Origin of the sequence: Bacillus sp. MZGC1 (assembly GCF_002998605.1) — a bacterium.
Classification (GTDB): Bacteria; Bacillota; Bacilli; order Bacillales; family Bacillaceae; genus Bacillus.
The window spans coordinates 770652-795667 of record NZ_PVRE01000001.1 but is presented as its reverse complement, the minus strand read 5'-3'; the positions used below and the strand labels follow the sequence as shown (position 1 = coordinate 795667).

Genomic DNA, 25016 nt, shown 5'->3' with positions numbered 1-25016 from the left:
TTACCCTCCTTTGTAGTAAAAATGAGTAATAAATTCAATGTCGATATACGTTGCACCCGTAATCACAAAGTCATTCTTACCTGGCATGAGTTCAGGAAAGCGACCTCTTCTTTCCACAGCTTGCGAGCCTTTAAAAACATACTGCTTTATCACGTTCAACAAGTTGTTTTTTGATTGAGTGCCTACTAATGTAATAAATTCGCCTGTTGTTTTGTTCTCAATTTTTATGTCTGAACCAGCCAAAAACATATTGACTGTATACTCATGATCAATAGGTGACAATCTCACATCACCATAGTTATAAACAGAAAAAGCCCTTTCTTTAAATCGAAAAGGCTGCTCTCTATAACGTTCAAAATTTCTTCCCATGAATCTCTCACTTTGCAATTCTTGTGGTGATCGGCTGTCGTGTACTGACTGGGAACACCCTTCAATGGCCGTAAGCGTGATTGTAAAAGTTCCACCCGTTTTTCCCTGCTCCTGACCAATGGTATATGCGTCATCACACACAACAAGCCATTTCCTTTCGGGCCGAAACGTGCATATGATTTCGTATGGATCAGGCCGGCCAAGATATTCATATACTTCCGATCTTACTAGATAAAAATGTTCTGCGTTTGCTGCGTCTATTGTAAGATCAACAAGTATTTTTCTTTCTTTCAAACGTGTAAAACGACTCTTTCTTTGTGTCTGAATACCGTGGCGGCTCGAATTTGTAAAGTTTTTTCTATCGAATGATGGTGCTTCGGGTTCAAAGGATGTTAGAAAGACATTGGGGAAGACATCATTTAAACGCTCCCCGTCAATAATAAGATCAAATTCAATCATCACCATCCCCCCATCAATACCGCTTTATCTTGAAGCTGCTTCATGCCGATTTTATTCATGACTTTCGCAAATGTTTTTTCGCCAACCTTGATGACACCGCCAGTGCTGACAATTTCACGTAAAAGCTCGTTTTGTTCTTGTAATAATGCGTTTGTTGTATCTTGTCTTGATGTCATCGGCTCCAAATTCATCCCGCTTGGTGCAGACTGTGGATTGACACCTAATTCAGCGCCAGCACGGGCCCAAATTGCTAGGCTTCTTTCACGATATGACGGGTCTGTTGTAATGATATGTTCGTCATATCCTCTTTCGTTCAGTGCAGCTAGTTTGGTGCCTCCTGCTCCTGGGGAAACGCCGCCCGCTGCGTAGCCAATATATTTCCCGCCTTTACTCATATTCACAAGACCAGGGTGTCTGTTGATCCCTCCGTATCGACTATTGAGATAATTTATCGCAGCTAGTATTTGATGAACAGGATTTCTTATATCTGTGAACCCTTTTTTTGCGTGCGCTGCAAATGTAGAAGGGATAAACTGCATAAGCCCTTGTGACGGATGACCCGCCTTTGCGTTGCTATCCCAATTGTTAACGACGGTCGGGTTTCCTCCTGATTCCTTCATCGCAATTGTCTGTAAAGCTCCTGCGAAAGAAGGAGAAATACCCGCAATTGAAATGGCTTGAGCCACCCATCTTTTCACGTTTTCAGTAGCGTTACCGCCACCAAAGAAAGAACCAATGGAACCTATGAGAGAATCAACACCACTGAATGCAAGTTTTGCAATGGCTTCTACCGGGCTGCCGCTCACATTCGTGAACCACGAAGGGAGTAAACCATCATTCAAACCGAATTTTTCAGTAGCCTTATTCCAAAGGAATTTCGGTCCTTTCATAATCCAATCAAAATAGTCTCCTACACCATTTTCATAACCAGGCATCCCATGACGTTTTAACACACGTTCCGTTTCTCTGTTTGGAAGAACGGATGACCCTTTTCTTAAATAGCGCAGCTCTGGACCGGAATTTCCTGACACATAGGTTCCGACTCCTGGCTCATGAATTAATTCACGACCCTTTTCACTCGTAACAGCAAGCCCGCCCGGGTGCCCTGTTGCTGGCGTGCCTTTTGCATAAGCTCGGTTTTCTAAATACTTACCCTTGCCGTCTGTGCCTAACTTTGGTGGGTTAGATTTTTTCTTTTTCTTATCTCCTCCACCGAAGAGACCTTGAATCCAGTTCCAAGCACTATTAACAATATCCATCATTTTTTCCCAACCGGTTTTTACTTCTCCGGTTTCGGTATTGATTTCATCAGCGTGGTCGCCTGCTTGTTTTTTCGCTTCTTTGACCACTTTTTTATGCATGTCCTTCGCTGTTGAAACAGAATCGTCACGCTGTCTTTTCGCCTCTTTAATAAGTTTGTTCGCCTGTTTCGTAGAAATTGATCCCGTTTCATCACGTTCACGGACAACGGCAGCAACCGTTTTATTATATTTATCATCAGCCTCTTTCACTGCGCCTTCTTTTGCTTTGATGCTGTTTTTAATGGTGTCCGCTGCTTGTCTCGCCGTGATACTTTTAGATTCGGTTTGTAATTTACTCATAATGGCCTTTTGTTCGACTTCGCTTTTACTCATTGTTTTAACGGCTGTTGTCATCATGCTTTTTTGAATGTTATTAATCGTTGTTTTTTCTTTTTGAGTAAGGTTTCTTTTCTCTGAACTCGCTTGGGTTAAGATCGCTTTTATTTTCGCTTCGCCATCACTCACGGATTTTACTTGCTCATTCTGTTTCTTTTTAACATTGTTTAAAATGGCTTCCTGTTCTTTTTGAGAAAGGCTTTTGCTGCCAGCCATAAATTTTCTAAGTGATTCAAAACTTTGATTCCCTTTCGTTTCAATGCTTTGTTTTATCTGATCACCCATCGTATTGAAATTTTTCACGATGTTATCAGCTGTTTCTTTTGAAACCTTTTGGCCTGACCAGTTCAATTGGTTTAATTGTGCGGTTGCTTGATCATTTAATTTTTTATAACCGAGAACCGATTTCGTGGTACTTTCAGATACCTTTTCCCCGAAGTCCTCAAGGGCGGGTATTTGCTCTTCTTTTAAATGCTTATATAGTTTATAACCGCCTTCGGCTAATAAAGACACACCCGTCACAGCTAAACCGACCGGGCCGCCAAATGCAGACATACCCACCCTTGCAACGCTTGCGACTCGGGCGACATTACCAAGGCTTTTAACCACACCTAGCGCCTTTACGCCAAATCCGGCAAATCTACCAGCTGTTTGAGCTGTCCCGGTTCCAAGGCTAGATGCAGCAGTCGTGGCAACTCGGGCGCCTCCCCTAAAATTAAATAAAGATTGTGCGCCTTTTGCGATCTCCGGTGCGAACATCGTTGCAACGCCTAACAATGAGCCCCACTTACCACCAAAGGACATCATTGCAGTACCGGCAAGGCCTGACGCTCCACGTAAACCACGAAGCCCCCTTGTGTTCCTCGTCACGGCTGCATTACTGATATTCATTTGTGCAGCTGCGGCAGTATTTGCCGCGGCAAGTTGTGACGTAGATGTTCTTGCAAGTGCTGCCTCTGCCCTGTATCGACCAAACGCAACCGCCCCCCTGCCTAATGCTCCCGTAACGGTCCCTATGCTGGAAACAACCAAACCCAGGGCAATGATAACAGGAGGAAAAGCAGCAGCCAATAAACCAGCAATGACGATGGTATTTTGCATTGAAGGTGTTAAGCCTTGAAACCATTTTGTGAAACGATCAACCGCATCGCCAGCCTTATCCAGTGCCGGCTCGATTTTTTCTAGCAAAATTTCACCAATCGGCAAAAGGTTTGACATCAATTTGCGGAAGGCCATAACAGCACGATCATTGAAATTATCCTTTATCGCTTTTCCTGCTTTTTCTGTTGCGCCTTCCACTTCCCCGAGCATGTCTTTTGTCGGGTCTAAGGATGTCACGACTTTCCCCCGTAAATCCTCCCACATGGTACCGAAAAGAGCGACACCCGCCGCATCCCTGTCGAGTGGGTCTTTTACGGCCGCAATCGCTGAAACAGTTGCCATGAATGCTTTTTGTCCTTTTTCTCCACCTTCTGCAATGGCCGTACCCATCTTTTCAGCATCAAGGCCAATATCTTTAAAGGCGTTAACGGTACTTTTGGAACCGTCCTGCGCACGAATATTAAACTCTTTTACTGCGTCACCCACTTTATCCATGTTCCAAGCACCATTTTTAGCACCTTGCAACATGATGTTAAACATGCCTTCAATGGAAATACCCGCTGAACTAAATTGGGATGAATACTCGCTCACAGTATCAAGAAGCTCGTTGGAATAGTCCCCGCCTTTTTGTGCGGCTACTGTGATAAAATCAAATGATTTCGCCACGTCCACACCGTAATTATCCATGAGTGCTTTGGCCGCTCTCGTGCTTTCCGGGATCTCGTACTCAAACACATCTTTTAAAATATTAGCTCTTTTAGTTGCTAATTCAAGTTGATCCCCTTTGAGGTTTTGAAGGTTTTTACGTGTATCAATGACACCTTGATTTACTTCCTCCATCGACTCACCGAAGCCAGATAGCCACATTTCTCTTGTGACTTTGTTCACCTCGGCTGCTTCTTTCTTGGTTAAGTTGAGGGAAGCAGCAATCTTCCCTTGTGCCTTTTCAACATCGGCCGCAGATTTAACAGCCATCACGCCAAGTGCGCTAACAGGTGCCGTAATTGCGGCAAAACCTACTTTTCCGATTGTTGACATCTTGTTTCCAGTTGATTGAAGACGTTCACCATATTCTTGCAAGCTGTTTCCGGCTCTTGTCCAAGCTGAATTTTGTGTATTTATTTGTAAGGTAGTAGATCGAAGAGCACGCTCAAGCTGATTATGGTTGGTTACTTCTCTATTAATTACTGTCGCCAGCTGCAAGGCTTCTTTTGAATTTTCACCTTTTTCCCTGGCTAACACTTCATACTTTTTCTTTAACTGCTCGATCTTGCTTCCTTGTAATTCATAAAGCTGTGAAAGGTCTTCTTGTTTGCGTCTAAGTTTTTCCGACTCGTCCCCAAAGTGTCCAAATTGGGAAGCAGTAGCCTTCATGCTACTTCTAACAAGGGCCATTTTTTCTGCTATATTTTCAATGCCCGCAGATGTCCCGCCATCGTCAAAGCCTAAACGCATAATCATATTTGTCACTTCACTGGCTGCCATGCTCTCCCTCCTTAAAACACTTTATCTATAGGCACGACTTTCGGTTTGCTTTCTTCTTCCTTGATTTCACTTTCCATTTTTGGCAAGTGCTCAAGAAGCTCAATATAAAAAGGGTAATCCATCTCATCAATTTGAGGGACGGACCACCCTTGACGCATTAGCTGCAAATATTGCGTTTTAATATTCTCGTACGCTTTTTCAAGCGTGATCAGTTTTGTTCCATTTGCTCTTTCATCAGCTTTTCCACTAGCTTTCCCAGGTCGTTTTCGGACTCTCTCGCCTCAATTTCTTCCCTGGATGGATAGCCTAAAAGCCCAACCCCGATAATATCGTATAAAACATCACGGAACCCAATGGCGTTTAAACCTTCATCAAGTTGCTTTTTCGTGAACTGTTTTCCAAACACTTCCCAAATTAAATTGAGTTGTCGTGCTTCGATATCCCCTGGATCAATATCATCTTTTTTGGCATCCAGTTCGATTTCAAGGGCCTTGCGTTTATATTTTAAAGACACAAATTCTTGATAAAATGTTTGATCATTTTGATCAATACGCAGCGTGATTTCTAATGGCTTCGACATTAAGCAGCACCCCCACTAGATTTAGTTGTATCTACTTTAGAAGAAGTAGCACCGCTCGTTTCTTCCAGCTGCGTAATATCAAATACCTCATCAAAGAATTTTTCACGATATTTTTCATAACCTTTTACGCTGCTGTCTCCTGTGATTTTGAAGACTTTATCACTCCGCTGAACAAAGGTTCCTTCGATACTTTCTTTTTGCGCTTCCGGCTTGTCCTCTTTGGTTTTCCAATCAGTGGATGGGATCGAGAAACGGCCTTTTACTAACCACACATGACGAACATTGCCGTCTTCCTTCGTTCCCGTGAAGCCCAATGCAATATATGGCGGGATAGCGTCTTGTTTCCATGCAATAACACCATCTACAATCTTTTGGCCGGTAATGTGGGCCAATACATCCTGCGGGATTTCAGTTGTTTCAATTGTCACTTTTGTTTCACCTGTAGATGAAAGTACAATGATAGGGCCATTATCAGCATAAACCGTTGATGAATCGGTGCTAGTGTCTACTTTTGCTGCGCATAGTGGCGCAAAGGGTTTTACCTCTCCATATTCAAAAGACTTTCCGTTTTCGGTTAAATCGGCATAAACAAGGTTTTCTAAACCTACAATGACTGACATGCTTTTTCCTCCTTTAATGTTTCACAATTGTTCTATATAAAAAAGCTCTTCTGAAAGCATTTCTTTCTATCTCGTTGAAAGAAGAAACCGTGATTCTTTTACATCCCAGGGCTTTCATTTTTTGATCTACGGCTTGTTGAATAGCCGATATGCTTTCGTTCGCTTGAATCCAAATATTCACTTGTATGTCGATCTCTGAATGAGTTGCCTTGTTGTCCGAGTATTCGACATCTACATTGTCCATTTCAGCAACCAGGATATGCGGGAATTCCGCTTTAAATTCGAGAGGGAAGTCTCCTGCGAAAACTCTTCCATTCGTCATTGATTGAATGGCCGGATCATCTAGCAAATGTTTCGTCACAATTGGTTCAAAATCAATCATGATTATGTTGCTCCTTTTTGCAATTCCTTTAATACGGCTTGATTGATCGCATCTTTTTTAACTCTATAGGCCCGTGTTCCAAAGGGATTCCCCTTCACAAAATGGCCGTTCTTTGCGACATAGCCTTCATGATGGAATCTTGCACGCCAGGCGGTTTCCTTACCAGGTCCCACATCATATGAAACCGCATCAGCATAAACACGCTCTTTTTTGGGTGTTTGTCTTACCTTGATGTCGTCCCTAATATGAACATGGTCAATATCAGAAACGTTTACTTCTTTTTTCATTTGTTCCGCAAGAATTTTGGCGCCAGCTCTCAAGGCTTTCGGTTGTGCTTTTTTTAAGTTCGCCCCAACTTCTTGAAGCCGTTGGATGGCCTCATCAATTCCCTCCGCTTGTGCTGCGATCCTCATGATCCCACCCCACACATTCAATCACCATTAACTCCTTATATTGGAGATCAGGCATGATTGATTTAATTCTGTACGTTTTCCCCGCAAAAAGAACACGCATAGTTCCCGTTTTATCCGTTGTTTCTTTGTGTCTTATACGGAAAAATACCGTGTTTTGTTGGCCTTGTGCTGCTGCTTGGATGACCCAATTTCCTTTCGGCTGTAGAATTTCAGCCCAAGCCATCCGGTGCGTCACCCATTCTTGAACAGGTTTCATTGTTTCAGGATTCCGACCAGGCACGCTGTGTTGAATATGAATTTTATGGCGCCTTCTTCCTGGATTATGTGCCATCTTCTTCACCCCTTGTCATATCCGCTTGGATAATAAATGGTGATAATGCGTTCAATGCTTGATCAATGTTCTTTTCGACACGATACTCAAACAGTATGCCGGCAAGAAGAACAATCAAATAGTCATCTTCGCCACCTGTGGCGTTCCTGACGTAATTTGTCGCAGCTGTTAAATAGAAAGACAGGGAAGTATCTTCTTCCCCGTCATCAAGCCGTAAATGCTCTTTTAATTGATCATTCAGTCGGTGTTGAGCCATCCGGGTTCAACTCCATGTGGAAAATAGCAGGCTCAAGAGGTGACTGAACTAATTGGCCGTCATTCAGATTCCAAATTTTAAGCCCGATATGGTTTGTATCTGAATATCTTTCAGTCAACTTTGTCACTTCCATTGAGCCGATGACATCTTGCACACGGAATTTTGAGAAGTCACCGAAGAAGAAACGTGGGATTTCAGGATTGTCACCATCAACATAATCAGAAACCTCCACAGGGAATTTCAGAATCATTTCACCAAATTTTCCTTCAATGCTTGATTCACGAAGTAACGGGCGGCCCTCTTTGTCTTTTAATGTTTCGATATGGGTTAAGCCCGCTCTATTTGTTAACCATCTAGCTTGCTTTAAAATAGCCGTCGGCAATGTATTCTTTAATCTGACAAAACGATTATAAGGATCGGTTTCTGTTGTTGTGAACTTCACCGCTTTCTTGAACAATGAACCTGGATTATCAGCACCATTGAAGAAGAAACTTGCCTCTTCCTCCACATAGGCTTTTTTGAGATCGTCAATGATAACTTGTTCAATTGGAAGGTCAGTGCGTGCAAGTAATTTTTTCGTAACTAGAACCAGCGCATCCGTTTCAGATGGATTAAGTGCATACTCTTCAAAAGAAATGTCTGTTTCAGGGATAGGCTCATTTCTTCCTCGTTCATCCTTGTGTCGATTGGCTTTCGACTTTTTAACTAAGATTGGGAAACCTTGCGTGCCAGTTGTTTTATACAATGTACCGTATTTTCTCAATGGGTTTTCTTCTTGTGCATACGTTAAGATTTCAGATGCCAGGACATCAGGTACAAAAATATCATTACCATTTGTTTTCAGACCCATCGCTCTAGCTTCAGAAGTAGAAATTTGACCCGCTACAAATTGTGCAAAACCCTTTCTTACTTCTCTTTCCTTTGCTTCTTCTCGGGATCTTGAAGAAAGAGAAGTCATAATAGAATCAGCAAGGGCAGAACGTTTTTCCTGCTCTTTGTCTTTAGGTGTTGCGCTGCGGTCTTCTTCATTTGTTTGGGTGGTGTCGCCTGTCCCGCCATCTTTATTGTCATCTGACTTATCAAGCTCTTTTTTGATTTCAGCAAGCTCCGCAGCCAGTTCATCAACTTCTTTTTGTAATTCTTCAATTGAAGTATCCGCAGCCGCAGCCCCTTCCCCTTCGATTGTTTCACGAATTTCCGTCATTCTGTTTTCAATTTGCTTTCTGCGATTTCCAAGGATTTTTTTGATGTTCATTATTGTAAAACCTCCTGTATTTTATTTATAATTGCTTGTTTCTTTTTTGATTGTTCTCGCTCTTCTTTTGCTTTCTTTAGAATGTCTCCCGATCTTACTGCGGCTTCTGTATCTTCATAAGCAGGAAGAGACACGACACTAATTTCGTAAAGCTCGACTTCTTTGATTGTTCTCACTGCTGGCTCCGCTTCGTAATCCCACTCGTCTTTTGTGACTATAAAACCAAAACTGCATTGATCAATGTCGCCACGCCTCATGCTTTTTTTAAGGTCTTCCACCCAAGTTGTTTCAGGTGGTGTCACTTCAAATCTAAGGCCCCTCTCATCTTCCTCAAGCATCAGGGTGCCGCTCTTCACTCGGCCTAGAACACAATCCCAATTATGATTAAATAAGGCCCGCACATCTGAATTTGAATCAAGCGCCTTTTTGAATGCTCCTGGTGAAATAATTTCCGTGAAGCATCCTGCAATATCTGCCGGACTATCAAAAACAGCACCATATCCAACAATTTGGGACGGTGCTGCTTCTTCGCCGGACTCTCGAACCTCAAGCCCTTTTATTGAAAATGTGCGTTTTTCTTTACCCATCATCCTCACCACCTTTCAAAGCGTTTGCCGCTTCCTCATGAAGACGATCAATGCCGACCAAATCTTTACTTACATAGAGTTTTGAGGACTCCTCTGTATTGAGTGGGTCCCATCCAAGCATTTTGCGGGCATCGTCCGGCGTGGCGATCATCGTTCTGACTAAGTTGTATGCGATCTCTGTTTTTGTTTTAATGCCTACAAAATCTAGTAAATCGTGACGGAATTTAATTTTTAGGCCGCTATCTTCTCCAAGTAGTAAAGCCGTCAAATGCTCTTCAATGTTTTTAAAAATTGGCTTCAAGCAGCTGGTGAATAATTTCATCATGGCTTGTTCCATATCTTTTTCTTCTAATTTATCTAGCAGCTCTTTATCAAGGCCAAAGTATTTCCCCAAATCTTTTTTGTAGATACTAAGATATTGCAGGGTTTTTTCATCATCCACAGGGGACTCAAGAGCCTCTATTTCATAACCTTTACCCAATGGAATGAGCTTTGTTTTTCCTGAATCCTTAATGTCTTCAAGTTGATCAAGAATCTTTTTGACTGTTTTATTTTGGTTTGCATTCGTTGGTGATAAGTGCGCCTCAAGTTTGAGTAAAAACGCCATTAATCCACCTTTTTTATATTTGTCGGTCAATGCCTTTTCAGCATTCATGACACCTTCTAGCGTTTCTCGGGCTAAATCAAGCAAACCGACACCTTTCAAATGATTCACACCGATGTTTTTTATATGTCTAATCATGTACCTCGGAATACTTTGACCGCCTAGCGAATATTTTTCATATCCGTAATTCGTCATTTCAGCATAAACATTGTCTAAGATGTGCAGCTGCGCACCTTCATGAAAAAGGAACACTTCACCTCTGAGAAGATATACATTGACTAGCAGTTTTTTAAATTCATAAGAAGTTAAATAGTCATTCGGGTTGTTTAGCTGTTTCAAAACTTTTGCAGCCTGGCCCGTGTATATGTCTTTGCCTGTCTCATCTTCTACAATGAAATTTGCAAGTGCAACTTGATCACTTATTAATTTCAAAAGATAATAAGTGTCACTCGAACTTAGGATGTTGTCATCATTCACGTATGTCCCAAAATTAAAAAAAGAATTGTTGAATAGATCAACACTCCTTTTTGATGAAAAAAGCTGTTTAATTCTTTGAACAATTCCCACGCATTCACCCCCTAACGGTATAATTCATCTAGCATCGATTCGTAATCCTCACTGTTATAATCTTCCATCATCATCATTGTTTCTTTGTGCGCTGTGAGGAAAGCCGAAAAGCCGTCGATCTTATTTTTGCTCTGTTTCTTCGATGGCCGTTTTAAGCCCTGGTAATTCTTTTCGGCCACCACGTTCTCAATACAATAGATAAATAGTGGATTGTCTGTTTTAATTCTTCCTTCGTACATAAGAACTTCGGCGTCGTCCCACGGGCTATTTAAAACGGCTCCATATTGTTTAACTTCTACACATGTAAAACCCTCTGCCTCTAACGACTCAATGATTTTTTCAGATAGCGCCGGATCATAGTTTACTTGAATGACATCATACATTTGCGCACATTCAATCATGTAACGAATGACCATGTCATAATCAATGGACCTACCAGGACAAAACGTCAAAAAGCCTTTTTCGGCCATTTGCCGATAAGGTATGTTTTCAGTCTTTTCACGCCCTTCAATGTTATGGTCAGGAATAAAATACATTTGTTTGACCACAAGTTTTGAACGGCCGGAATCATCGTGCGTTGGTATATTAATTGACACACAAGTCAAATCAGTTGTTTTTGACAAGTCAAGCCCCAAGACAACCTCGGCGCCGGAATAATCCCCTATGTCACGTATGATTTCCCCGTTATCATCAAGTATCATTTTTCCGACAATATCTTTATCAAAATAAGCGCCTGTGCTTCTCACAAAAATGTTTAAGTATTTAGCTAAAAATTCATCTTTACGCTCGGCGCTTTGTTGAGCGTTCTTAAATTCACTTTCCAAGAAAGAGGGCTGGACGCTCACTCCCCAGTTCGGATTTACTTTCTTCCAAACGTTGCGGTCATCCCATTTATCTCCCTTGTCAGGTTCCGTTATGAAAGTGAAATAAGAAGTGTCTTCGTCATCCTCTTTTGTTGAATTTAACAACCCTTTTGCGTACTCATAAATTTGCAAACCAACAGACGTTGTCCCTTTTCCAGCTGTAGAAATAATGAACATAAGTGGTTGCAAGCGTGATCCCATTCCTGATTTAAGAATGTCATACATGTCCGCATTGTCCTGGGCATGTACTTCGTCTAAAAGAACAAAATGAGGGCCCTTTCCATCAAGACCTTTAGTATTTTTGGATAAGGGAACAAGGCAGTTCGCATATTCCACACCATCAATTGAAAAACGGTACCAAATCGCATTTATCTTTCCTTTTTGCCCTTTATAAATTTGAGTGACAGCATCTAGGTCTGGGCTATTTATGATTGTGGATGCTATTTGCTGTGCAGCAATATTGGCTTGGTCTGAATCCGTTGCAGCTGTATAACATTCCGCCCCTAGTTCACCATCACCATATAATGCATAAGTGCCTGACCCACTCGCTAAAACCGTTTTACCGTTTTTCCTCGGCACTTGGACATATGCAGTTCTAACCGCTCTGACTTCACGGCCTTTTTCATCTCTCGTATAAAATCCATAGATGTTCGTATATATAAATTTTTGCCACAGTTCCAATGTTAACGGCTTCCCAGCTAGTTCACCTTTGGAATGTTTACAGAAGGTTTCAATAAAATCCATTGCTCTATTAGCAGCGTCCACATCTAACCAAATATCTTTCCGCTTTTTCCACCTCAAATAACGCTCAACGGCTTTGATGACCGCCTTACAATGTTCTTTTTTGTTGCTTAACACCTGTTTTGCATATATATCAGCGTAGTTTACGCCTGGTTCAATCACTATTTTTTAGCCCATTTCTGCGCAAATGCTTGTATTTTATCAGTGCTTTTTGGTGTAGAACCGTTGACCATTTTTTGTAACTTCGGTGTTAATCCTAGCAACTCTAAGAGCTTACTTATCTTACTATTCCAGTCGGCAACCTGTTGAGCTAAAGGATGCTTCATTTCGTTTTCGTGGCCAGCTTTATTTATATACATGATTGTTGCCTGAAACCCGTCATTACGCCATTCTTCATACATCACTGTATAAACAACATAAGCATCTAAATAAGTTTCGATAAGAGGCGTAAGGGATGTCGAATAAGTTCCAATTGCTTTTAAAAGACCCACGATTTTCTCATGTTCATCTTTACGAATTTTGTTCAATTTTCTTGTTTGTGCTGCCCGTGCTTTTTTATCATCCATTTCCATTTTTTAGCCCTTACCCCCCCTCGAAAATTTTGTCTTTTTACACGCAAGCCTCCCCCTATCCTGTCCCCTAGCCAAAGTATTTTTCGAAGATTGAAGGGGGGGCTTTGCTCATTTTGTTCTCTTCCTCTGCGTGGCACTTGTTGCAAAGAAGAGTGAGGTTTGTTTCCTCAAGTTTCAATTCAGGACTTTTTGAAATTGGTTCGATATGGTGAACGTGAGCAGACTTTCCAAACACAAATTTATTACACTTTGTGCATTTGCCTTTATATCTCTCGTAAATGAATTGCCTCATAGACTGCCAAGCATCCGATCTATAAAAGGACTTGTTGACTGATTGAAAGGCATTACGTTTCTTTCCTTTCGGCTTCCTCTTTCTCCGGTGCTGGTCACAATAATATCTTCCAGGCTCTAAGAGATTTCGGCATCCATCATGAATGCAATATCTCACACTTCATCAGCTGCGCTTAATAATTCAATGATCGTTGGTTTGTTCATTGCTGGCTTTACTTCAATGCCTCGATCCGCAGCAAGTTTCATAAGTTCCTCTTTCGTAAGATCATCAAGCGTCGGATCGTCTTCATGTTGCTGTTCTGTTTCTTCAATCACAGGTGCTTCATCTTCTTGTATTGATCCATTCATTTGATGTCTCGGGACAAACACAACCTTATGATTCTTTTCATCCCACATGATCTGACCTTCTGACGTTTCTTTAATAGGATTCATTGTTTCTGCCCCCTTTTATAAATGACATTGCCAATCTCTCCAATGGGCTTTAGTCCATAATGCGCCCGCACTTCATTGAGTGTTAATATCCCTAAACGAAGATTTCTTTGAAAGTCATGCTCTTCTTGATTTCCCTCATCATCCGTTGACTTTGCAAAACTCAAACTTGTTGGTTTTGTAAATGACATCGCAAATCTCTCCTTTTTTATTTGATCTAAGCCGCCCCCGTTTGTTAGCCGCCATTGATTTTGTAAACAGACAGGGACGCTTTAGATAAAACAGAAAAACACCGCCATGAAAGACGGTGCTTCAATCAATTACTTAATATAAAATTCAGATGTGAAGAATGTACCGATTGTTTCAACATGATTACCATGTTTGTCGTAACGCTCTACATCAACCTTGAATCGATACGTACCTTTCTTGTTATCAAGCGATTCCTTGATACTGAACTCATCGTACCGTTTTTCACTTGGGTTGAGTTCGTTCGGGGAATTTGTTTTAATTGTCTCCCACTTTCCATTAACCTTTCTTTGCGGAATAAGGTTCGGACCAGCAATAAAGTCATTGTGGTTTTGTACCGCAATTCGCACGACCTTATCCTCTCCAATTTTGTGATTGGCTTTTGTCGGGTTCGCCGACACTCCAAATCCTGACGCCATAATCTATCAACTCCTTTTTAAGTTTAGTGAATGAAAAAAAACGACCTCCATCGGAAGCCGTTCTCAATCTATCGCATAATACAATATTACAACTTTTTTTCTGTCATGCAGCGCAAACATAAGGCCAAAAATTCACCAGTTATAGGCCAATAAAAAGCAAAAATAAAAACACCTCTAAACAGGTGCTTTAAATACAACTTCATTGAGAGCGAAAGCCAGGTCTAGGAAAGTCTTTGCTTTTAACCTTGTATACGACCTTGCACTCATGCCGATTTCATTGTAAACCTGGTAATCAAAAACGGGTTCTTGTTGCATGTAACGTTTTATAATGATCTGCCTCTCGTTATATGGAAGACGATTGACCGCTCTTTGCACCTTCTCAAGAAAGGCATTTCGTTTCTGCTCCCATTCAATACGTTTAATGGCTGTGCTTTCAGTGGACGAACGGAAAGCGTTGGTTGTGGCAGGCGGCACTATGCTGAATCCTCCTGTTATCTTCGGCAGCATATCGTCCGGGACCTGGAGAAGATACAAACGATAGTTGTCGAGAATCCTTTCAACTCTTTTTCTCGTTTCCTTTTTATCAATTGCAGGCGGTTCACCCAACATCAGCATATCCCCTTTCTCCCGCTCTTAATTCTGCTACCTTTTGAGCGATCTTTTTCCGTGCCCTCTCTATATGTTTTTGGACTGAACCTTTTGCTATGCCATGAAGTGCGGCGCATTTACTGAAAGATAGGTTATGACCAACAACGGTTATGAATATCTCTTTTTCCTTCTGCGTCAGTGTCGACATGGCATAATCGAGTAAATCTATTTCATTTTCGCTTACTGCATGTGGGTCAGATTCGGGAACGTGGTATGTTGAATAAAGGAAGTCAAGGACTTCTATTGTTGTGAATATTGTGCGTTCATAATAGGAACGGCGATCCATGCCACGTCTTGCATTGGGTTGCCTTTCTGTTTCCATCCACTCAATCGCATACTCTAGGTCAGAAATCATTGAACGGTACGTTTTCATTTCTCCTTCGTCTGTAGATGCTGCCATACTTCTTTTAGTTTCCTTTAACGCTGCTTTATATTCCTTGATTAAATCTTTCAAAATACCACCCCCTTTTATTTGCTTTTAAATGCCCCGCCACGCCCTCTTTTATATGTTGGACGATAAATACCCATGAGCGACTTTATATCTTCTTCTGAAAGCTCCTGCGTGCGATTTCGAGTACATTTGTTCGCAGGAACGTCAGTTCTTTTTATTGGCATAGATTTATAACCCGCTTTTATAAAAGCAGCTCTCAACGTTTTCATTCCATTCCTCTCCTTAATTTCTAGTTATCCTGTTTCGGGTTATAACCGTTTAGTAACTTAGTCAATAAAACGGGCGGAATACTAGCCTTATTCATTGTGTCGTAGCACCATCTTTCCAATTTCCTAAGAGCCTGTAATTCTTCCGCTGTTAGTTTTTGCATACAAATCTCTCCTTTTCTGAAAATAAAAAAAGGGACACCAATCACACAGCGTTTTGCTGTAATGATCAGTGTCCCCCGGCTTTCCGGTAGAACGGTTTATTTGAATAACTCGCCTTCGTTAAAGTTAACACGAGTTACTTTATCATCATGTGTAACTATTTTTGTTTCGCCATGAGACGGCAGCGGCGCATATCTCGCTCTTCCATCAGAGAAAACCAACACAATGGACTCTTTTCCTGTGCCTAAAGTCTCAATATCTATAATTTTACTTGGAATGTCTTGTAATCTCAAGTCTTTCATTGCCTCCTTAATTTATATTCATGACCGCTAAAACAGAAATTGATCCGAAAACGATATAAAAGAGTAGTAGCCGTTTTTTCATTTTCCCGCCTCACCTTGTTACTGAACGTAAATCGTTTAGTCAAATTTCTTGGGGCACGTTAAGCAAATATTGTTTTTCTAGTTCCTGGTCACTCATTTCCTCGTAAAACTCCCGTGAATATCCTCGCCCAGCAACGGTTAGCCATCCAATATAAAATTGTCTTTGTTCTTCGGTTAGCCGCTCTTTCTCATTGTTCATATGCCCGATTCCTCCAATTGAATTTTTGTATGATAGTTCTTCAAATGCTCATTCATTCTCGAATGAAATTTCGGTTGTAAGTAAAAGAAAAGTTTTTCATCTTGGTCCGTCCACTTTATTACTGCCTTTTCGTAAACAAGAAATTCGATTAGCAATATCAAGGCGTAATAATTGAATGTCATCGCCTCGTTATACCAATCTTTGACCGTCATGACGATTGCCTATATTCCAAATTGACGAATTGGTTATATTCTTTGACGAACGCTAGTGACACAGTACCAACGGGACCATTCCGCTGTTTTGCTATGATAACTTCAATTATGTTTTTATTCTCTGACTCTTTGTCGTAATAATCATCACGATAAAGGAAGGCGATCACATCAGCGTCTTGCTCGATCTGCCCTGATTCTCGAATATCTGACATCATAGGGCGCTTATCCTGGCGTTGTTCAACCCCACGTGAAAGCTGACTCAATGCTATAACAGCAATGTCCAATTCCCTTGCCATCTGCTTGAGCATACGGCTAATTTCTCCGATTTCTGCTGTTCTATTTCCTCTGTGGACTGGGTTTCCGACGATCAATTGCAGATAGTCAATAATGATCATCATGTCCTTGCCTTCAAATTCCCTTCTCATCTTGCGAGCCTTTGCCCAAATGTCATTAATCGTCATGCCCGGTTGATCAAATATTCTAAGAGCGGCACTATCTAAAACCCCGTTCACCTTACTTAATCTGCCCCACTCATCAGCGTTTAAATTACTCGTGCGAATAGATTGAGCATTAATATTTCCTATGCTTGATTGCATCCGTTTTATTAATTGCTTACGTGACATTTCAAGCGAAAAGATGCCAACCGCTCCGCCTTTATTTAAGTTGAGCGGGTTTTCCATGAAGTTACTTGCGACATTCAAACAAAAGGCGGTTTTTCCTACGGATGGACGAGCGGCGACGATGATAAATTCTTGCTTCTGAAAACCCGACGTCATTCGATCCAATTCAATAAAACCGCTAGGCATACCAGTTACATCACCTTTAGGGGTTTCTAACTCCTGATAGATTTCAACAAGATCATTATTGATAGACCCATCATCATCCGTGCCAGCCGCATCCTCTAAACTCATGAGAGAGCTAATACCTTCTTGAATGACTTGACTTGTGTCCTCACTTTTGGATGATTCTTTAAGATCAGCGGCTATTTTTGCAATCTCTCGCTTTTGCCAGTATTCAATGATCACATTTTCAAAGTAGGACTGTCTTGCGGTGGTGGCTGCCGTGTTCATCAACCCGGATAAGTATTCTCTACCGCCTATACTTTTTATATTTTCACGCCCAACATGTTCAATAATTGCGACTAGGTCAATAGGTTCGCCCTTTTTATCAAGCTCTTGAAAGGCTTTGAAAATGGATTGATTTTGTTGTCTGTAGAAATGCAGCGGCTTGAGCTGCGAATATTTAATCAAATCCGGCTCTTGTAAGATTGCGCCTAGATATTGCTGTTCCGCTTCATCGTTGTAATAAAATACCGCTCCTGTCATGATAGATCACCTATCCCAAGTACCTTTCGTATCTCTGCTTTATGCCGCTCGATCTGCTCTTGTTCTTCCTCGGTTGGTTCAGCCTTGTCCATTTCAGCAAGATAGTTTTGAGTTTCCTCGGCGTTCGGTATGGCAGCAGATCGGTCTTTTCTCGCCTCTTTCGCTTTGATTAGATCAGCAACTTTAGGCGGAAACTGATTGTATTTCACATAAACGATCAAATTCGCCTCGATCTTCTCGTAATTCTCGGGCTTTAAGATTCTTGCCCATGCGTCTAGCTTTGTTTGATCAAACTCGAAATGGTCGTAATATGTCTTGATTAGTTTTAACAATTCAAGTGTCTCTGCTTTAGTCATCTGTCAAATCAAACTCCTTTTCATTCACAGCCACTTTTCTCTTTGCTGCTTCTCTATCGCTTTTAATTTTTACGGTCAATTTATCGAATTGCTTTCTTAGACTTGCAGGACTTAATATATTCGATTTCCAAAAACTATCTTTTTGCGTCCAGTTAATCAAATACTTCACCTGTGCATCCGTCCGCTGGTCGATCTGTCTAATCAACCTAAAATCACTCGCCCATTTTTCAAGGTTTGGTTTCTTAGCTTGCGGATTATTTTCAAGTATTTTTTGATAAAGCAAGTTGGCATTCTCAAGGTCACAAGGTTCGTACTTGTGACGAGAATTATTTATCTTCTTTTCATTCTTATCATTCTTTACATTCTTGTTTGTGGTCATTTGATGGTCATTTGATGGTCTTTTGATGGTCAGACTGTTGTCGTTTTCGGAAGCCCCATCTTGATAAATAGCCCAATTATCAATGCTTACAATGCTGAACTTGTTGGTCTTTTTTATTGTTAAATATCCCATTTCTTGAAGCTGTTCCAACCAACGAAAAATTGTCTTTTCTCCCTTTACCCTGTCCTTAGATTTAAGACCGGTATTGTACATGTCCATCAAAGCAAAACGACCTGTCACAAAATCACCTGGCTTTAGCTTCACTGTTTGTCTACCCACTATCTGATCATGTTCTGTATGCGAAGCCTCTGTTAGACATATTAGCCATAACCTTAATAACTGCGGATCATTGAAAATTGGGTTACTTCTAATCTTCCTATGCAACTTGATCCAACCGACCATATCAATCACCTTACTTTAGAAAATTTACGTTCTTGCTGTATGCTGCTTCGTCCATCAAGTAGCGGAAACCCGCAACGAATCCAGTTACAAAAGCATCTTCAACCTCAAGACCTGCTTTTGCTGCGTGCACTGAATCAAAGTCTTTCAATAGTTTTTTTGAGTTAGACAACAATCCTTCTAGGTTCTCATACAAATCATCTACGTTTTCTTGTGCGTGTACTGTGGATTCAGACCACTCAATGTCAGTATTAAGCGGCCCTTGTGAATCGTAAAGGGTTTTAGCCGCAACAAACTTTAGAACGGCCACCATGCCCGCATCATACATATGAGCTTCTTTTTCATCTTGACGTCCGATATGCTCTAACTTCGCTCTCGCTTTGAATACCTTTGAAGGTGTCCCCATTAATTTCATTTTAAAAATCCCCTTTTTATCTAAAATTTGATTATTGTATTTTTTTGTTAATCATGTTAAAGTCTATTCAATATCGGGAAGTGTAGGAGCTTCCCGATACCCTTCCTTACTTGCATAACCCTATAATGATGACAAGTAAGAATTTAGGCTGATCCCGAGTGGGTCAGCTTTTTTGGACGGCTATGTCTAAACGAAACTTGTCCAAACGTTTTATGGCTGTTTCTATATTGTCGTGTGATAAAATCGAAAAGAATTCGTCGCTTTTTTCATCTTCTAACACCCATTCATGAACAAAATAACAAAATGTATTAAAATCAACTTCTGCAGGAATAGAGTCCATGTAGCTCTTTATTTCCTCCGCTCTTTCTTTGCTGTGGTCAATCGATAGCAATGACAAGAATTCATTTTTAGTCATAGGGAAAAATGAGAATTTGATAAGTTGAGCAATGTCTACAAAATGTTCGGGACGTAAGAGAATTAGGTGTGTCACTTTGTACATCAACTCATCGACTTTTCTAACTTTTTTCTTTTCGTAATTCTTTTCATAAACCTTTTCTAATTTTTCAAGCAAATAATAAATTTTCCATAGACGATTTCGATAATATAAAATGACTTCTTCCTGTTCATTTAATTCTCTTTGAATATGTTTAGCCCAAACCAAAGCATTGAATTTGCTGTATTCCACCACTGGAAGAATATCGTCCCACTCAAACACATCTAGTAACTTGGGCCCCAATAATTCAATGGCTTCTTCTTTTGGCACTCCTGCCATAATCTCTTTCAAATTGGCCTGCATGACCTTTTTAACACCGTGTGAATACATGCTTTCATACTTTTTAATAGCAGCGGTTAAGAGCGGTTCAATCTCTTTCACCTCTGTGTAAACCTTCTTTAGTCTCTTATTCCAAGTCGTGATTGTTGTCATTTGTTTTGTCCTCCTAAAATGTATTTCTGCCCGGAGCGGCAGCGGGTATCACCTGTGAATAGAAAATATTTCAATTCTATCTTTTTGCTAAACTCTTACACTGGTATAATGTTCCTATCTGTTTAGATAGGGGGTGAAACTATGAACGATATTCAATTAACCAAAGATTCAGATGCGTTAATTTGCATACTTTATAAAAAGTACAAACAAGACATTAAAAACGGATCGCCCAAAGCAGATGCAAGGGTTTTCGGTAGCTCAAAAGAGATTTATGAGAACCTAACTCCCAAGTGGTCCTACGATGATGTAGATGATACTTGTTCATCTCTTCACCGTGCAGAACTTGTTTCCTGTTGGTATGCCGATGATGTTGCATATCGTGTTGAACTTACAGACAAAGGCATTATCTACATGGAAAACAGATTCAAAAATGGAATAGATGGAGTTATAGATCACATTGGTAAATTAAAAGGTCTCGTACCATTTATTTAAAATGTCAATTAGAGAATTTCGATTTTAATTTTTCCAGTGAAGTTTCCCTAATATACTTTTCTGAAAAAAGATGCTTACCACATTTAGAATGGTATTTCATTGGTTCATCGAATTCTCTAATGCCAGCTTCCTTCATCCATTTTAATTTTTCTTTTGAAATTTCAACCTCTGTTGCCGCAGGGGTTGTTTTATTTTGCTTGTCGCTCATGCTGTTACCTCCTGTGTTTCGATATTATCCAATGAAATTGCATGTTCTATCGGAATATATGCCCCTTCGCCCTGTGCTTTCAATTTTGCCTTGACGTCTAGTATTTCTTCTACTGACGCTTCTCTCAACCGCAAGACGCAGGGAACACCGTTCACATCGAATCTACTAATAGCAGCGCCGCGCTCATGATGAACCTGTTCCACAACTTCAAAGATAGTACCGTTGTTGTTGCTTTCCGATTTATAGAATAGGACGAAACCTTTAAGTCTAATAACAGATCGAATGTTTCGGATAAAGCTCTCACGATCTACTGGCTCGGGACAAATGTTTTCTATCAACAATTCCATTTGCTTTACCTTCTTTCTGAAAGAATTTTACGGCGCATTTTTGCGCTGTGAGATTATATCAGCGGTCTCCAAACGCTGATCCATGAAATAGCTTCCTCAAAGTCTAGTTTTCTTAAATCCTTGTATGTGGGTACTGCGAAAGCGTCCCTAAAATTGCGGTGAATGCTTGAGAACATACGGCGTTTTACTTCTTCTTCTTCTCCATATCGCTCGATAAGCTCATATACACGTTTGTTGATTCGCTTTTGAATCACGGTTTGCTGATACGCATTTATAGATAAATTGTTTTCTAGTTTGCCAATCCGCTCATCTGTTTCGTTCTGTCTTTGCTCAAGTCGAATCATCTGTTGAAGCTGCGGGCTAAGATTAGAAAAGTTTTGTAAGTTTTGTTCCATCTGATTAAATTGGGTCACGTAAGCAGCGGTGAACAATACACCTTTCTCGCCTGTCATTTTGTTGGCGACCATTTCACAACCTTTTTTAGTTAAAAGGTAATGAGGTCTTACTTCGCCTTTGTTATCCTCATAAGTTGAAGAAACGAAGAAATCTAACGAACGCAATTTTGCGTCGGTTAAAATCGTGTCAATATAACCTTTAATTGTTCTAATTAAATCCGAGTGACGCTTTCCAGTCATTTCAGCTACTTCCCGACTATCGACTAGATATTGTCCATTCTGCTCAATTACTTGTAAATTGTTATTCATGTTGTTCCTCCTATCGAAATAATGTCTTAATTCATTTGATTCAAAACTTACCCGTACATAAGAAAGAGTGGCCATTCAACAAAACGAGTTGCAGCGAATTTGAAAATTCTTCAATTTGCGCCTTTCCCCACTTTCGGGGAACAATCGAAACTTTATCCCCTGGATTGTTCTTTGAGCCAAGTTATTAAAAACTGTTCGCATTCTTTTGCAGGAAAAAGCCATTTTGTGCCGACTCGATATTTTGGAAACCTCGAATCGTAAAAAAAGGTTTCTTTTATGAAGTTGAGACTCATGTTTGTTTGCTTACACAGTTCTTTTGTGTCCCAAAATGTAACCCTGTGTTCAATCGCTTCAAGTCTTTTTGAAAGCTCTTTTGACACCTGTTCTTCTAAAAGGTTTTGATCAATTTCAAAAGTGATCATTAATCCCATCCACCCCTCTCGGATATCCCTAATATTTTGCAAATGTGTTTAGCGTGTTCTTGTGCTTTTCTTCCCGTTTTTTTACCGTTGATGATGTCGCTGATATAAGGGGCAGACACACCCAACATTTCTGCTAACTGCTTTTGCGTCATACCTTGCACATACATTTCTGACTTAACTCTAGCGGCAGTGAGAAATTGCATTAAAGTCTTACCTCCTTCCAAAAAATATAAAAAGCTAATTAATTAGCTAAATCTTATTGACCTTTTTATGCGTATAGTTTAATATATACCCATAGCTAAATAAGACTTTAAAAAGCCTGTAATTGTACATTTCATTGCTCCCCAGCGTCTAAAATGTATTTTCCGTAGGTCGTATTTTTTATTGCCTTTTAGCTAACTAATTAGCTTATGTCACCAATATTAAACTATAAGCATAAATTAATCAAGAGTTTTTTATGCTTAAAATTTAATTTTGTTTGACTAGCTCATAAGGATGGTTGATATGACGGTTTTTGACATAGTAAAAGAGTTGTGCAACGAAAGAAAAATTTCTATTAATGATTTAGAAAAATCGCTTGGTTATTCAAAAAACACTTTATACAGGTTAAAAACTCAAACCCCCGGAGCTGATAAACTCCAAAAAATTGCTGATTATTTTGACGTGTCAACGGATTACCTTTTGGGACGAACCGAAGTTAAAAGAAATGTTGATTTAACGGAAAAAGATGAGAAGGACATACAAAAGGAATTGCAAAACATTATAAACGGACTTGAAGGAAATAGTTATGCTGCCTTTGACGGTCAAACCATTGATGACATGGAAGAAGAAGATAAAGAGCTTTTAATCGCAAGTCTTGAGAACACTTTGAGAATAGCAAAAAAAATAGCAAAACAAAAATACACTCCTAAAAAATATAGATAAGGAATGATATTTTAAATCATGGGCGTAATTACTGAAACAGTTTCAACATTACAAAATAAATTTAAGTCATCTGATCCCTTTTTCATTGCTAATAAACTAGATATTATTGTAATTCATGAAGATTTAGGGAATACCTTGGGTTACTATAGCAAACATTTTCGTACGAAATTCATTCACATTAATGAAAAGGTAAGTGAGAAAAGTGGTTTCTTTGTTTGCGCTCACGAACTAGGACACGCCTTGCTTCATAGTGATTCTAATACTCCATTCTTGAAAAAAAACACTTTCTTTTCAACAGAAAAAATTGAACTGGAAGCAAACTTTTTCGCAATGCATTTATTGTTTTCTTCCGTTCAAAGGGGTATTACTTTTTGTGAATTCAATGAATATGGCATTCCGAAAGAACTTGTACAAAATTACCGTAGTATTTTTTTAAACAAAAAATCGAACAAATGTTCTTGAATGCATCTGAAAATAAAAGCAGGGAGTGAATTATCTTGGCTAGTTTCAGACAACATGAAAACGGTACTTGGGAATTTAGAATTAGATATAAAGATAAAAGAACGGAGAAGTATAAAGAGAAATCAAAAAGGGGCTTTAAAACAAAAAAAGAAGCTAGGATCGCTGCGGAAAAAACAGCGCACGATCTTGAATATGTTGGTTTTGATTCAACAAACGAAACAGTCGGGGGGTACTTTCCCGATTGGTTAGAAATATATAAAAAACCATCCGTAAAAAAAACAACCTACTCTTTACAAGAAAGAACTATTAGAATCAATATTTTACCTAGATGGGAACATTATCGTTTAAGAGACATTGAACGGAATGAATATCAAAAATGGTTAAATGAATTGATTGAAAAATATAGCGAAGGAACTATTAGAAGAATTCACAGTATAATGAATTCAGCTTTAAATGAAGCTGTACATGATTTTAGAATTCTTCGAGAAAACCCGTTGGTAAACATAAAAATACCTAAAAAGAAGGAGCAGAAAAAAACATTAAAATACTTTACCCTTTCACAAACTGAAATATTTTTAAATCAAGTAAAAACACCTGTTAAGAATGCAAAATATTCACATTCAATTCAGTATTACGTCCTTTTCACTTTAATTGCAAGAACAGGTTTACGGATCGGCGAAGCTCTCGCATTAACATGGGATGATATAAATTTAAAAAACGCAGAGTTAACAATTGATAAAACCCTTGTATATCCCTTGAACACTCAACCTTACATTTCAACACCTAAAACACAATCTAGTTACAGAACAATAAAACTTGATGATCATACAGTGTCGTTATTGAAAAAACACCGAGTTAACAGACACGAAGTCGTTTTAATGTACAACAATTATATTCAGCCTGAAAATAACATTGTCTTCTTTCAGCATGAAGGTAAGTGGTTAAAAACAAATGTTGTGAGAGAGTATTTTAAAGAAGTCTGTAAAAGAGCAAATCTTCCCGTTCTGTCTCCACATACATTGAGACATAGTCATGCTGTACATCTTTTAGAAGCAGGTGTGAATATTAAATATGTATCGGAACGGTTAGGACATTCTAGCATAAAAACAACCGCAGATACGTATCTCCATGTCACCAAAAAAATTGAAGACCAAGCAATGGAAATGTATCTGCGGTATGTTCATTAATTA

General features: G+C 39.8%; 36 protein-coding genes. 4 read left to right on the top strand and 32 right to left on the bottom strand.

Translation table 11 applies throughout. From position 1 onward, the window contains the following. The 27 genes from C6Y06_RS03980 to C6Y06_RS03850 form a co-directional block, all read right to left on the bottom strand. Positions 1 to 828 carry a phage tail domain-containing protein gene (locus C6Y06_RS03980; protein WP_189282615.1) on the bottom strand — a complete coding sequence of 276 codons (828 nt, stop codon included), beginning with the start codon at positions 826 to 828 and terminating at the stop codon, positions 1 to 3. Next, positions 828 to 5051, bottom strand: coding sequence for a phage tail tape measure protein (locus C6Y06_RS03975; RefSeq protein ID WP_106035567.1), 4224 nt, complete (start codon positions 5049 to 5051; stop codon positions 828 to 830). The genes C6Y06_RS03980 and C6Y06_RS03975 overlap by 1 nt, the downstream gene beginning before the upstream one ends. A gap of 208 nt (positions 5052 to 5259) precedes the next feature. Then, positions 5260 to 5631: a phage tail assembly chaperone G gene (gene gpG / locus C6Y06_RS03970; RefSeq protein ID WP_106035568.1), complete on the bottom strand. Its 372-nt coding sequence runs from the start codon at positions 5629 to 5631 to the stop codon at positions 5260 to 5262. Then, the gene (locus tag C6Y06_RS03965; RefSeq protein ID WP_106035569.1) at positions 5631 to 6251 is read right to left on the bottom strand and encodes a major tail protein; all 621 of its coding nucleotides are present in this window, start codon (positions 6249 to 6251) and stop codon (positions 5631 to 5633) included. The genes gpG and C6Y06_RS03965 overlap by 1 nt, the downstream gene beginning before the upstream one ends. 13 nt (positions 6252 to 6264) lie before the next feature. Then, the gene (gene gp17 / locus C6Y06_RS03960) at positions 6265 to 6633 is read right to left on the bottom strand and encodes a tail completion protein gp17 (protein ID WP_106035570.1); all 369 of its coding nucleotides are present in this window, start codon (positions 6631 to 6633) and stop codon (positions 6265 to 6267) included. A gap of 2 nt (positions 6634 to 6635) precedes the next feature. After that, a complete protein-coding gene (locus C6Y06_RS03955) occupies positions 6636 to 7046 on the bottom strand; it encodes an HK97-gp10 family putative phage morphogenesis protein (protein WP_106035571.1) in 411 nt (136 codons plus the stop codon). Continuing rightward, the gene (locus C6Y06_RS03950) at positions 7015 to 7377 is read right to left on the bottom strand and encodes a phage head closure protein (RefSeq protein ID WP_106035572.1); all 363 of its coding nucleotides are present in this window, start codon (positions 7375 to 7377) and stop codon (positions 7015 to 7017) included. Before C6Y06_RS03950 ends, C6Y06_RS03955 begins: the two co-directional genes overlap by 32 nt. Beyond that, positions 7367 to 7633, bottom strand: coding sequence for a head-tail connector protein (locus C6Y06_RS03945; RefSeq protein ID WP_106035573.1), 267 nt, complete (start codon positions 7631 to 7633; stop codon positions 7367 to 7369). Before C6Y06_RS03945 ends, C6Y06_RS03950 begins: the two co-directional genes overlap by 11 nt. After that, positions 7611 to 8888, bottom strand: coding sequence for a phage major capsid protein (locus C6Y06_RS03940; protein ID WP_106035574.1), 1278 nt, complete (start codon positions 8886 to 8888; stop codon positions 7611 to 7613). The genes C6Y06_RS03945 and C6Y06_RS03940 overlap by 23 nt, the downstream gene beginning before the upstream one ends. Further along, positions 8888 to 9475 carry an HK97 family phage prohead protease gene (locus C6Y06_RS03935; protein WP_106035575.1) on the bottom strand — a complete coding sequence of 196 codons (588 nt, stop codon included), beginning with the start codon at positions 9473 to 9475 and terminating at the stop codon, positions 8888 to 8890. Before C6Y06_RS03935 ends, C6Y06_RS03940 begins: the two co-directional genes overlap by 1 nt. Then, entirely contained in the window at positions 9468 to 10646 is a 1179-nt protein-coding gene (locus C6Y06_RS03930) for a phage portal protein (protein WP_106035576.1), read from the bottom strand. The genes C6Y06_RS03935 and C6Y06_RS03930 overlap by 8 nt, the downstream gene beginning before the upstream one ends. 11 nt (positions 10647 to 10657) lie before the next feature. Beyond that, entirely contained in the window at positions 10658 to 12415 is a 1758-nt protein-coding gene (locus tag C6Y06_RS03925; protein WP_404841039.1) for a terminase large subunit, read from the bottom strand. Next, positions 12412 to 12822 (bottom strand): P27 family phage terminase small subunit, encoded by a 411-nt coding sequence (locus tag C6Y06_RS03920; RefSeq protein ID WP_047946330.1) that lies wholly within the window; start codon positions 12820 to 12822, stop codon positions 12412 to 12414. The genes C6Y06_RS03925 and C6Y06_RS03920 overlap by 4 nt, the downstream gene beginning before the upstream one ends. 67 nt (positions 12823 to 12889) lie before the next feature. Then, positions 12890 to 13114: an HNH endonuclease gene (locus C6Y06_RS20545; protein ID WP_404841033.1), complete on the bottom strand. Its 225-nt coding sequence runs from the start codon at positions 13112 to 13114 to the stop codon at positions 12890 to 12892. A gap of 152 nt (positions 13115 to 13266) precedes the next feature. After that, the gene (locus C6Y06_RS03910; RefSeq protein ID WP_106035579.1) at positions 13267 to 13545 is read right to left on the bottom strand and encodes a hypothetical protein; all 279 of its coding nucleotides are present in this window, start codon (positions 13543 to 13545) and stop codon (positions 13267 to 13269) included. Beyond that, positions 13542 to 13733: a hypothetical protein gene (locus tag C6Y06_RS03905; protein WP_106035580.1), complete on the bottom strand. Its 192-nt coding sequence runs from the start codon at positions 13731 to 13733 to the stop codon at positions 13542 to 13544. The genes C6Y06_RS03910 and C6Y06_RS03905 overlap by 4 nt, the downstream gene beginning before the upstream one ends. 129 nt (positions 13734 to 13862) lie before the next feature. Beyond that, on the bottom strand, positions 13863 to 14207 hold the full coding sequence (locus tag C6Y06_RS03900) for a structural protein (protein WP_106035581.1): 345 nt from the start codon (positions 14205 to 14207) through the stop codon (positions 13863 to 13865). Positions 14208 to 14381: 174 nt separating this feature from the next. After that, on the bottom strand, positions 14382 to 14816 hold the full coding sequence (locus tag C6Y06_RS03895; RefSeq protein ID WP_106035582.1) for an ArpU family phage packaging/lysis transcriptional regulator: 435 nt from the start codon (positions 14814 to 14816) through the stop codon (positions 14382 to 14384). Further along, positions 14806 to 15309 carry a sigma factor-like helix-turn-helix DNA-binding protein gene (locus tag C6Y06_RS03890; RefSeq protein WP_106035583.1) on the bottom strand — a complete coding sequence of 168 codons (504 nt, stop codon included), beginning with the start codon at positions 15307 to 15309 and terminating at the stop codon, positions 14806 to 14808. Before C6Y06_RS03890 ends, C6Y06_RS03895 begins: the two co-directional genes overlap by 11 nt. Before the next feature lie 14 nt (positions 15310 to 15323). Next, positions 15324 to 15515 carry a hypothetical protein gene (locus tag C6Y06_RS03885; RefSeq protein ID WP_106035584.1) on the bottom strand — a complete coding sequence of 64 codons (192 nt, stop codon included), beginning with the start codon at positions 15513 to 15515 and terminating at the stop codon, positions 15324 to 15326. Between the two features lie 257 nt (positions 15516 to 15772). Beyond that, a complete protein-coding gene (locus C6Y06_RS20005; protein WP_404841038.1) occupies positions 15773 to 15931 on the bottom strand; it encodes an XtrA/YqaO family protein in 159 nt (52 codons plus the stop codon). Positions 15932 to 16097: 166 nt separating this feature from the next. Continuing rightward, positions 16098 to 16256: a hypothetical protein gene (locus C6Y06_RS20000; RefSeq protein WP_189282613.1), complete on the bottom strand. Its 159-nt coding sequence runs from the start codon at positions 16254 to 16256 to the stop codon at positions 16098 to 16100. Positions 16257 to 16464: 208 nt separating this feature from the next. Then, on the bottom strand, positions 16465 to 17793 hold the full coding sequence (gene dnaB, locus C6Y06_RS03870) for a replicative DNA helicase (protein WP_106035586.1): 1329 nt from the start codon (positions 17791 to 17793) through the stop codon (positions 16465 to 16467). Beyond that, positions 17790 to 18149 (bottom strand): replicative helicase loader/inhibitor, encoded by a 360-nt coding sequence (locus C6Y06_RS03865; protein ID WP_106035587.1) that lies wholly within the window; start codon positions 18147 to 18149, stop codon positions 17790 to 17792. Before C6Y06_RS03865 ends, dnaB begins: the two co-directional genes overlap by 4 nt. Then, positions 18142 to 18792 carry a Replication protein O gene (locus tag C6Y06_RS03860; RefSeq protein WP_223250670.1) on the bottom strand — a complete coding sequence of 217 codons (651 nt, stop codon included), beginning with the start codon at positions 18790 to 18792 and terminating at the stop codon, positions 18142 to 18144. The genes C6Y06_RS03865 and C6Y06_RS03860 overlap by 8 nt, the downstream gene beginning before the upstream one ends. Before the next feature lie 148 nt (positions 18793 to 18940). After that, on the bottom strand, positions 18941 to 19342 hold the full coding sequence (locus C6Y06_RS03855) for a hypothetical protein (protein ID WP_106035589.1): 402 nt from the start codon (positions 19340 to 19342) through the stop codon (positions 18941 to 18943). Between the two features lie 163 nt (positions 19343 to 19505). Further along, positions 19506 to 20216, bottom strand: a complete 711-nt coding sequence (locus C6Y06_RS03850; RefSeq protein ID WP_142394247.1) for a hypothetical protein — start codon at positions 20214 to 20216, stop codon at positions 19506 to 19508. Positions 20217 to 20408: 192 nt separating this feature from the next. On the opposite strand from C6Y06_RS03850, the gene C6Y06_RS03845 reads away from it, so the two are divergent. Then, positions 20409 to 20759 carry a hypothetical protein gene (locus C6Y06_RS03845; RefSeq protein WP_106035591.1) on the top strand — a complete coding sequence of 117 codons (351 nt, stop codon included), beginning with the start codon at positions 20409 to 20411 and terminating at the stop codon, positions 20757 to 20759. Positions 20760 to 20763: 4 nt separating this feature from the next. On the opposite strand, the gene C6Y06_RS03840 is transcribed toward C6Y06_RS03845, so the two are convergent. The 5 genes from C6Y06_RS03840 to C6Y06_RS03820 all read right to left on the bottom strand — a co-directional run bounded on the left by C6Y06_RS03840 (position 20764) and on the right by C6Y06_RS03820 (position 22643). Then, a complete protein-coding gene (locus C6Y06_RS03840) occupies positions 20764 to 20967 on the bottom strand; it encodes a hypothetical protein (RefSeq protein ID WP_106035592.1) in 204 nt (67 codons plus the stop codon). Further along, positions 20964 to 21314, bottom strand: a complete 351-nt coding sequence (locus C6Y06_RS03835) for a hypothetical protein (protein ID WP_106035593.1) — start codon at positions 21312 to 21314, stop codon at positions 20964 to 20966. The genes C6Y06_RS03840 and C6Y06_RS03835 overlap by 4 nt, the downstream gene beginning before the upstream one ends. A gap of 53 nt (positions 21315 to 21367) precedes the next feature. Further along, the gene (locus C6Y06_RS03830) at positions 21368 to 22018 is read right to left on the bottom strand and encodes a Rha family transcriptional regulator (protein WP_106035594.1); all 651 of its coding nucleotides are present in this window, start codon (positions 22016 to 22018) and stop codon (positions 21368 to 21370) included. 152 nt (positions 22019 to 22170) lie between these two features. Further along, positions 22171 to 22440 carry a group-specific protein gene (locus tag C6Y06_RS20540; protein WP_106035595.1) on the bottom strand — a complete coding sequence of 90 codons (270 nt, stop codon included), beginning with the start codon at positions 22438 to 22440 and terminating at the stop codon, positions 22171 to 22173. Further along, positions 22440 to 22643 carry a helix-turn-helix domain-containing protein gene (locus tag C6Y06_RS03820; protein WP_034317533.1) on the bottom strand — a complete coding sequence of 68 codons (204 nt, stop codon included), beginning with the start codon at positions 22641 to 22643 and terminating at the stop codon, positions 22440 to 22442. The genes C6Y06_RS20540 and C6Y06_RS03820 overlap by 1 nt, the downstream gene beginning before the upstream one ends. A gap of 301 nt (positions 22644 to 22944) precedes the next feature. Here C6Y06_RS03820 and C6Y06_RS03815 point away from each other — a divergent pair, with 301 nt between their 5' ends. The 3 genes from C6Y06_RS03815 to C6Y06_RS03805 are packed head-to-tail and all read left to right on the top strand — an operon-like array spanning position 22945 to position 25013. Beyond that, positions 22945 to 23364, top strand: coding sequence for a helix-turn-helix domain-containing protein (locus tag C6Y06_RS03815; RefSeq protein WP_099681833.1), 420 nt, complete (start codon positions 22945 to 22947; stop codon positions 23362 to 23364). Positions 23365 to 23382: 18 nt separating this feature from the next. Next, positions 23383 to 23826 carry an ImmA/IrrE family metallo-endopeptidase gene (locus C6Y06_RS03810; RefSeq protein WP_106035596.1) on the top strand — a complete coding sequence of 148 codons (444 nt, stop codon included), beginning with the start codon at positions 23383 to 23385 and terminating at the stop codon, positions 23824 to 23826. Positions 23827 to 23861: 35 nt separating this feature from the next. Beyond that, positions 23862 to 25013, top strand: coding sequence for a site-specific integrase (locus tag C6Y06_RS03805; protein WP_106035597.1), 1152 nt, complete (start codon positions 23862 to 23864; stop codon positions 25011 to 25013). Positions 25014 to 25016 lie beyond the last annotated feature (3 nt).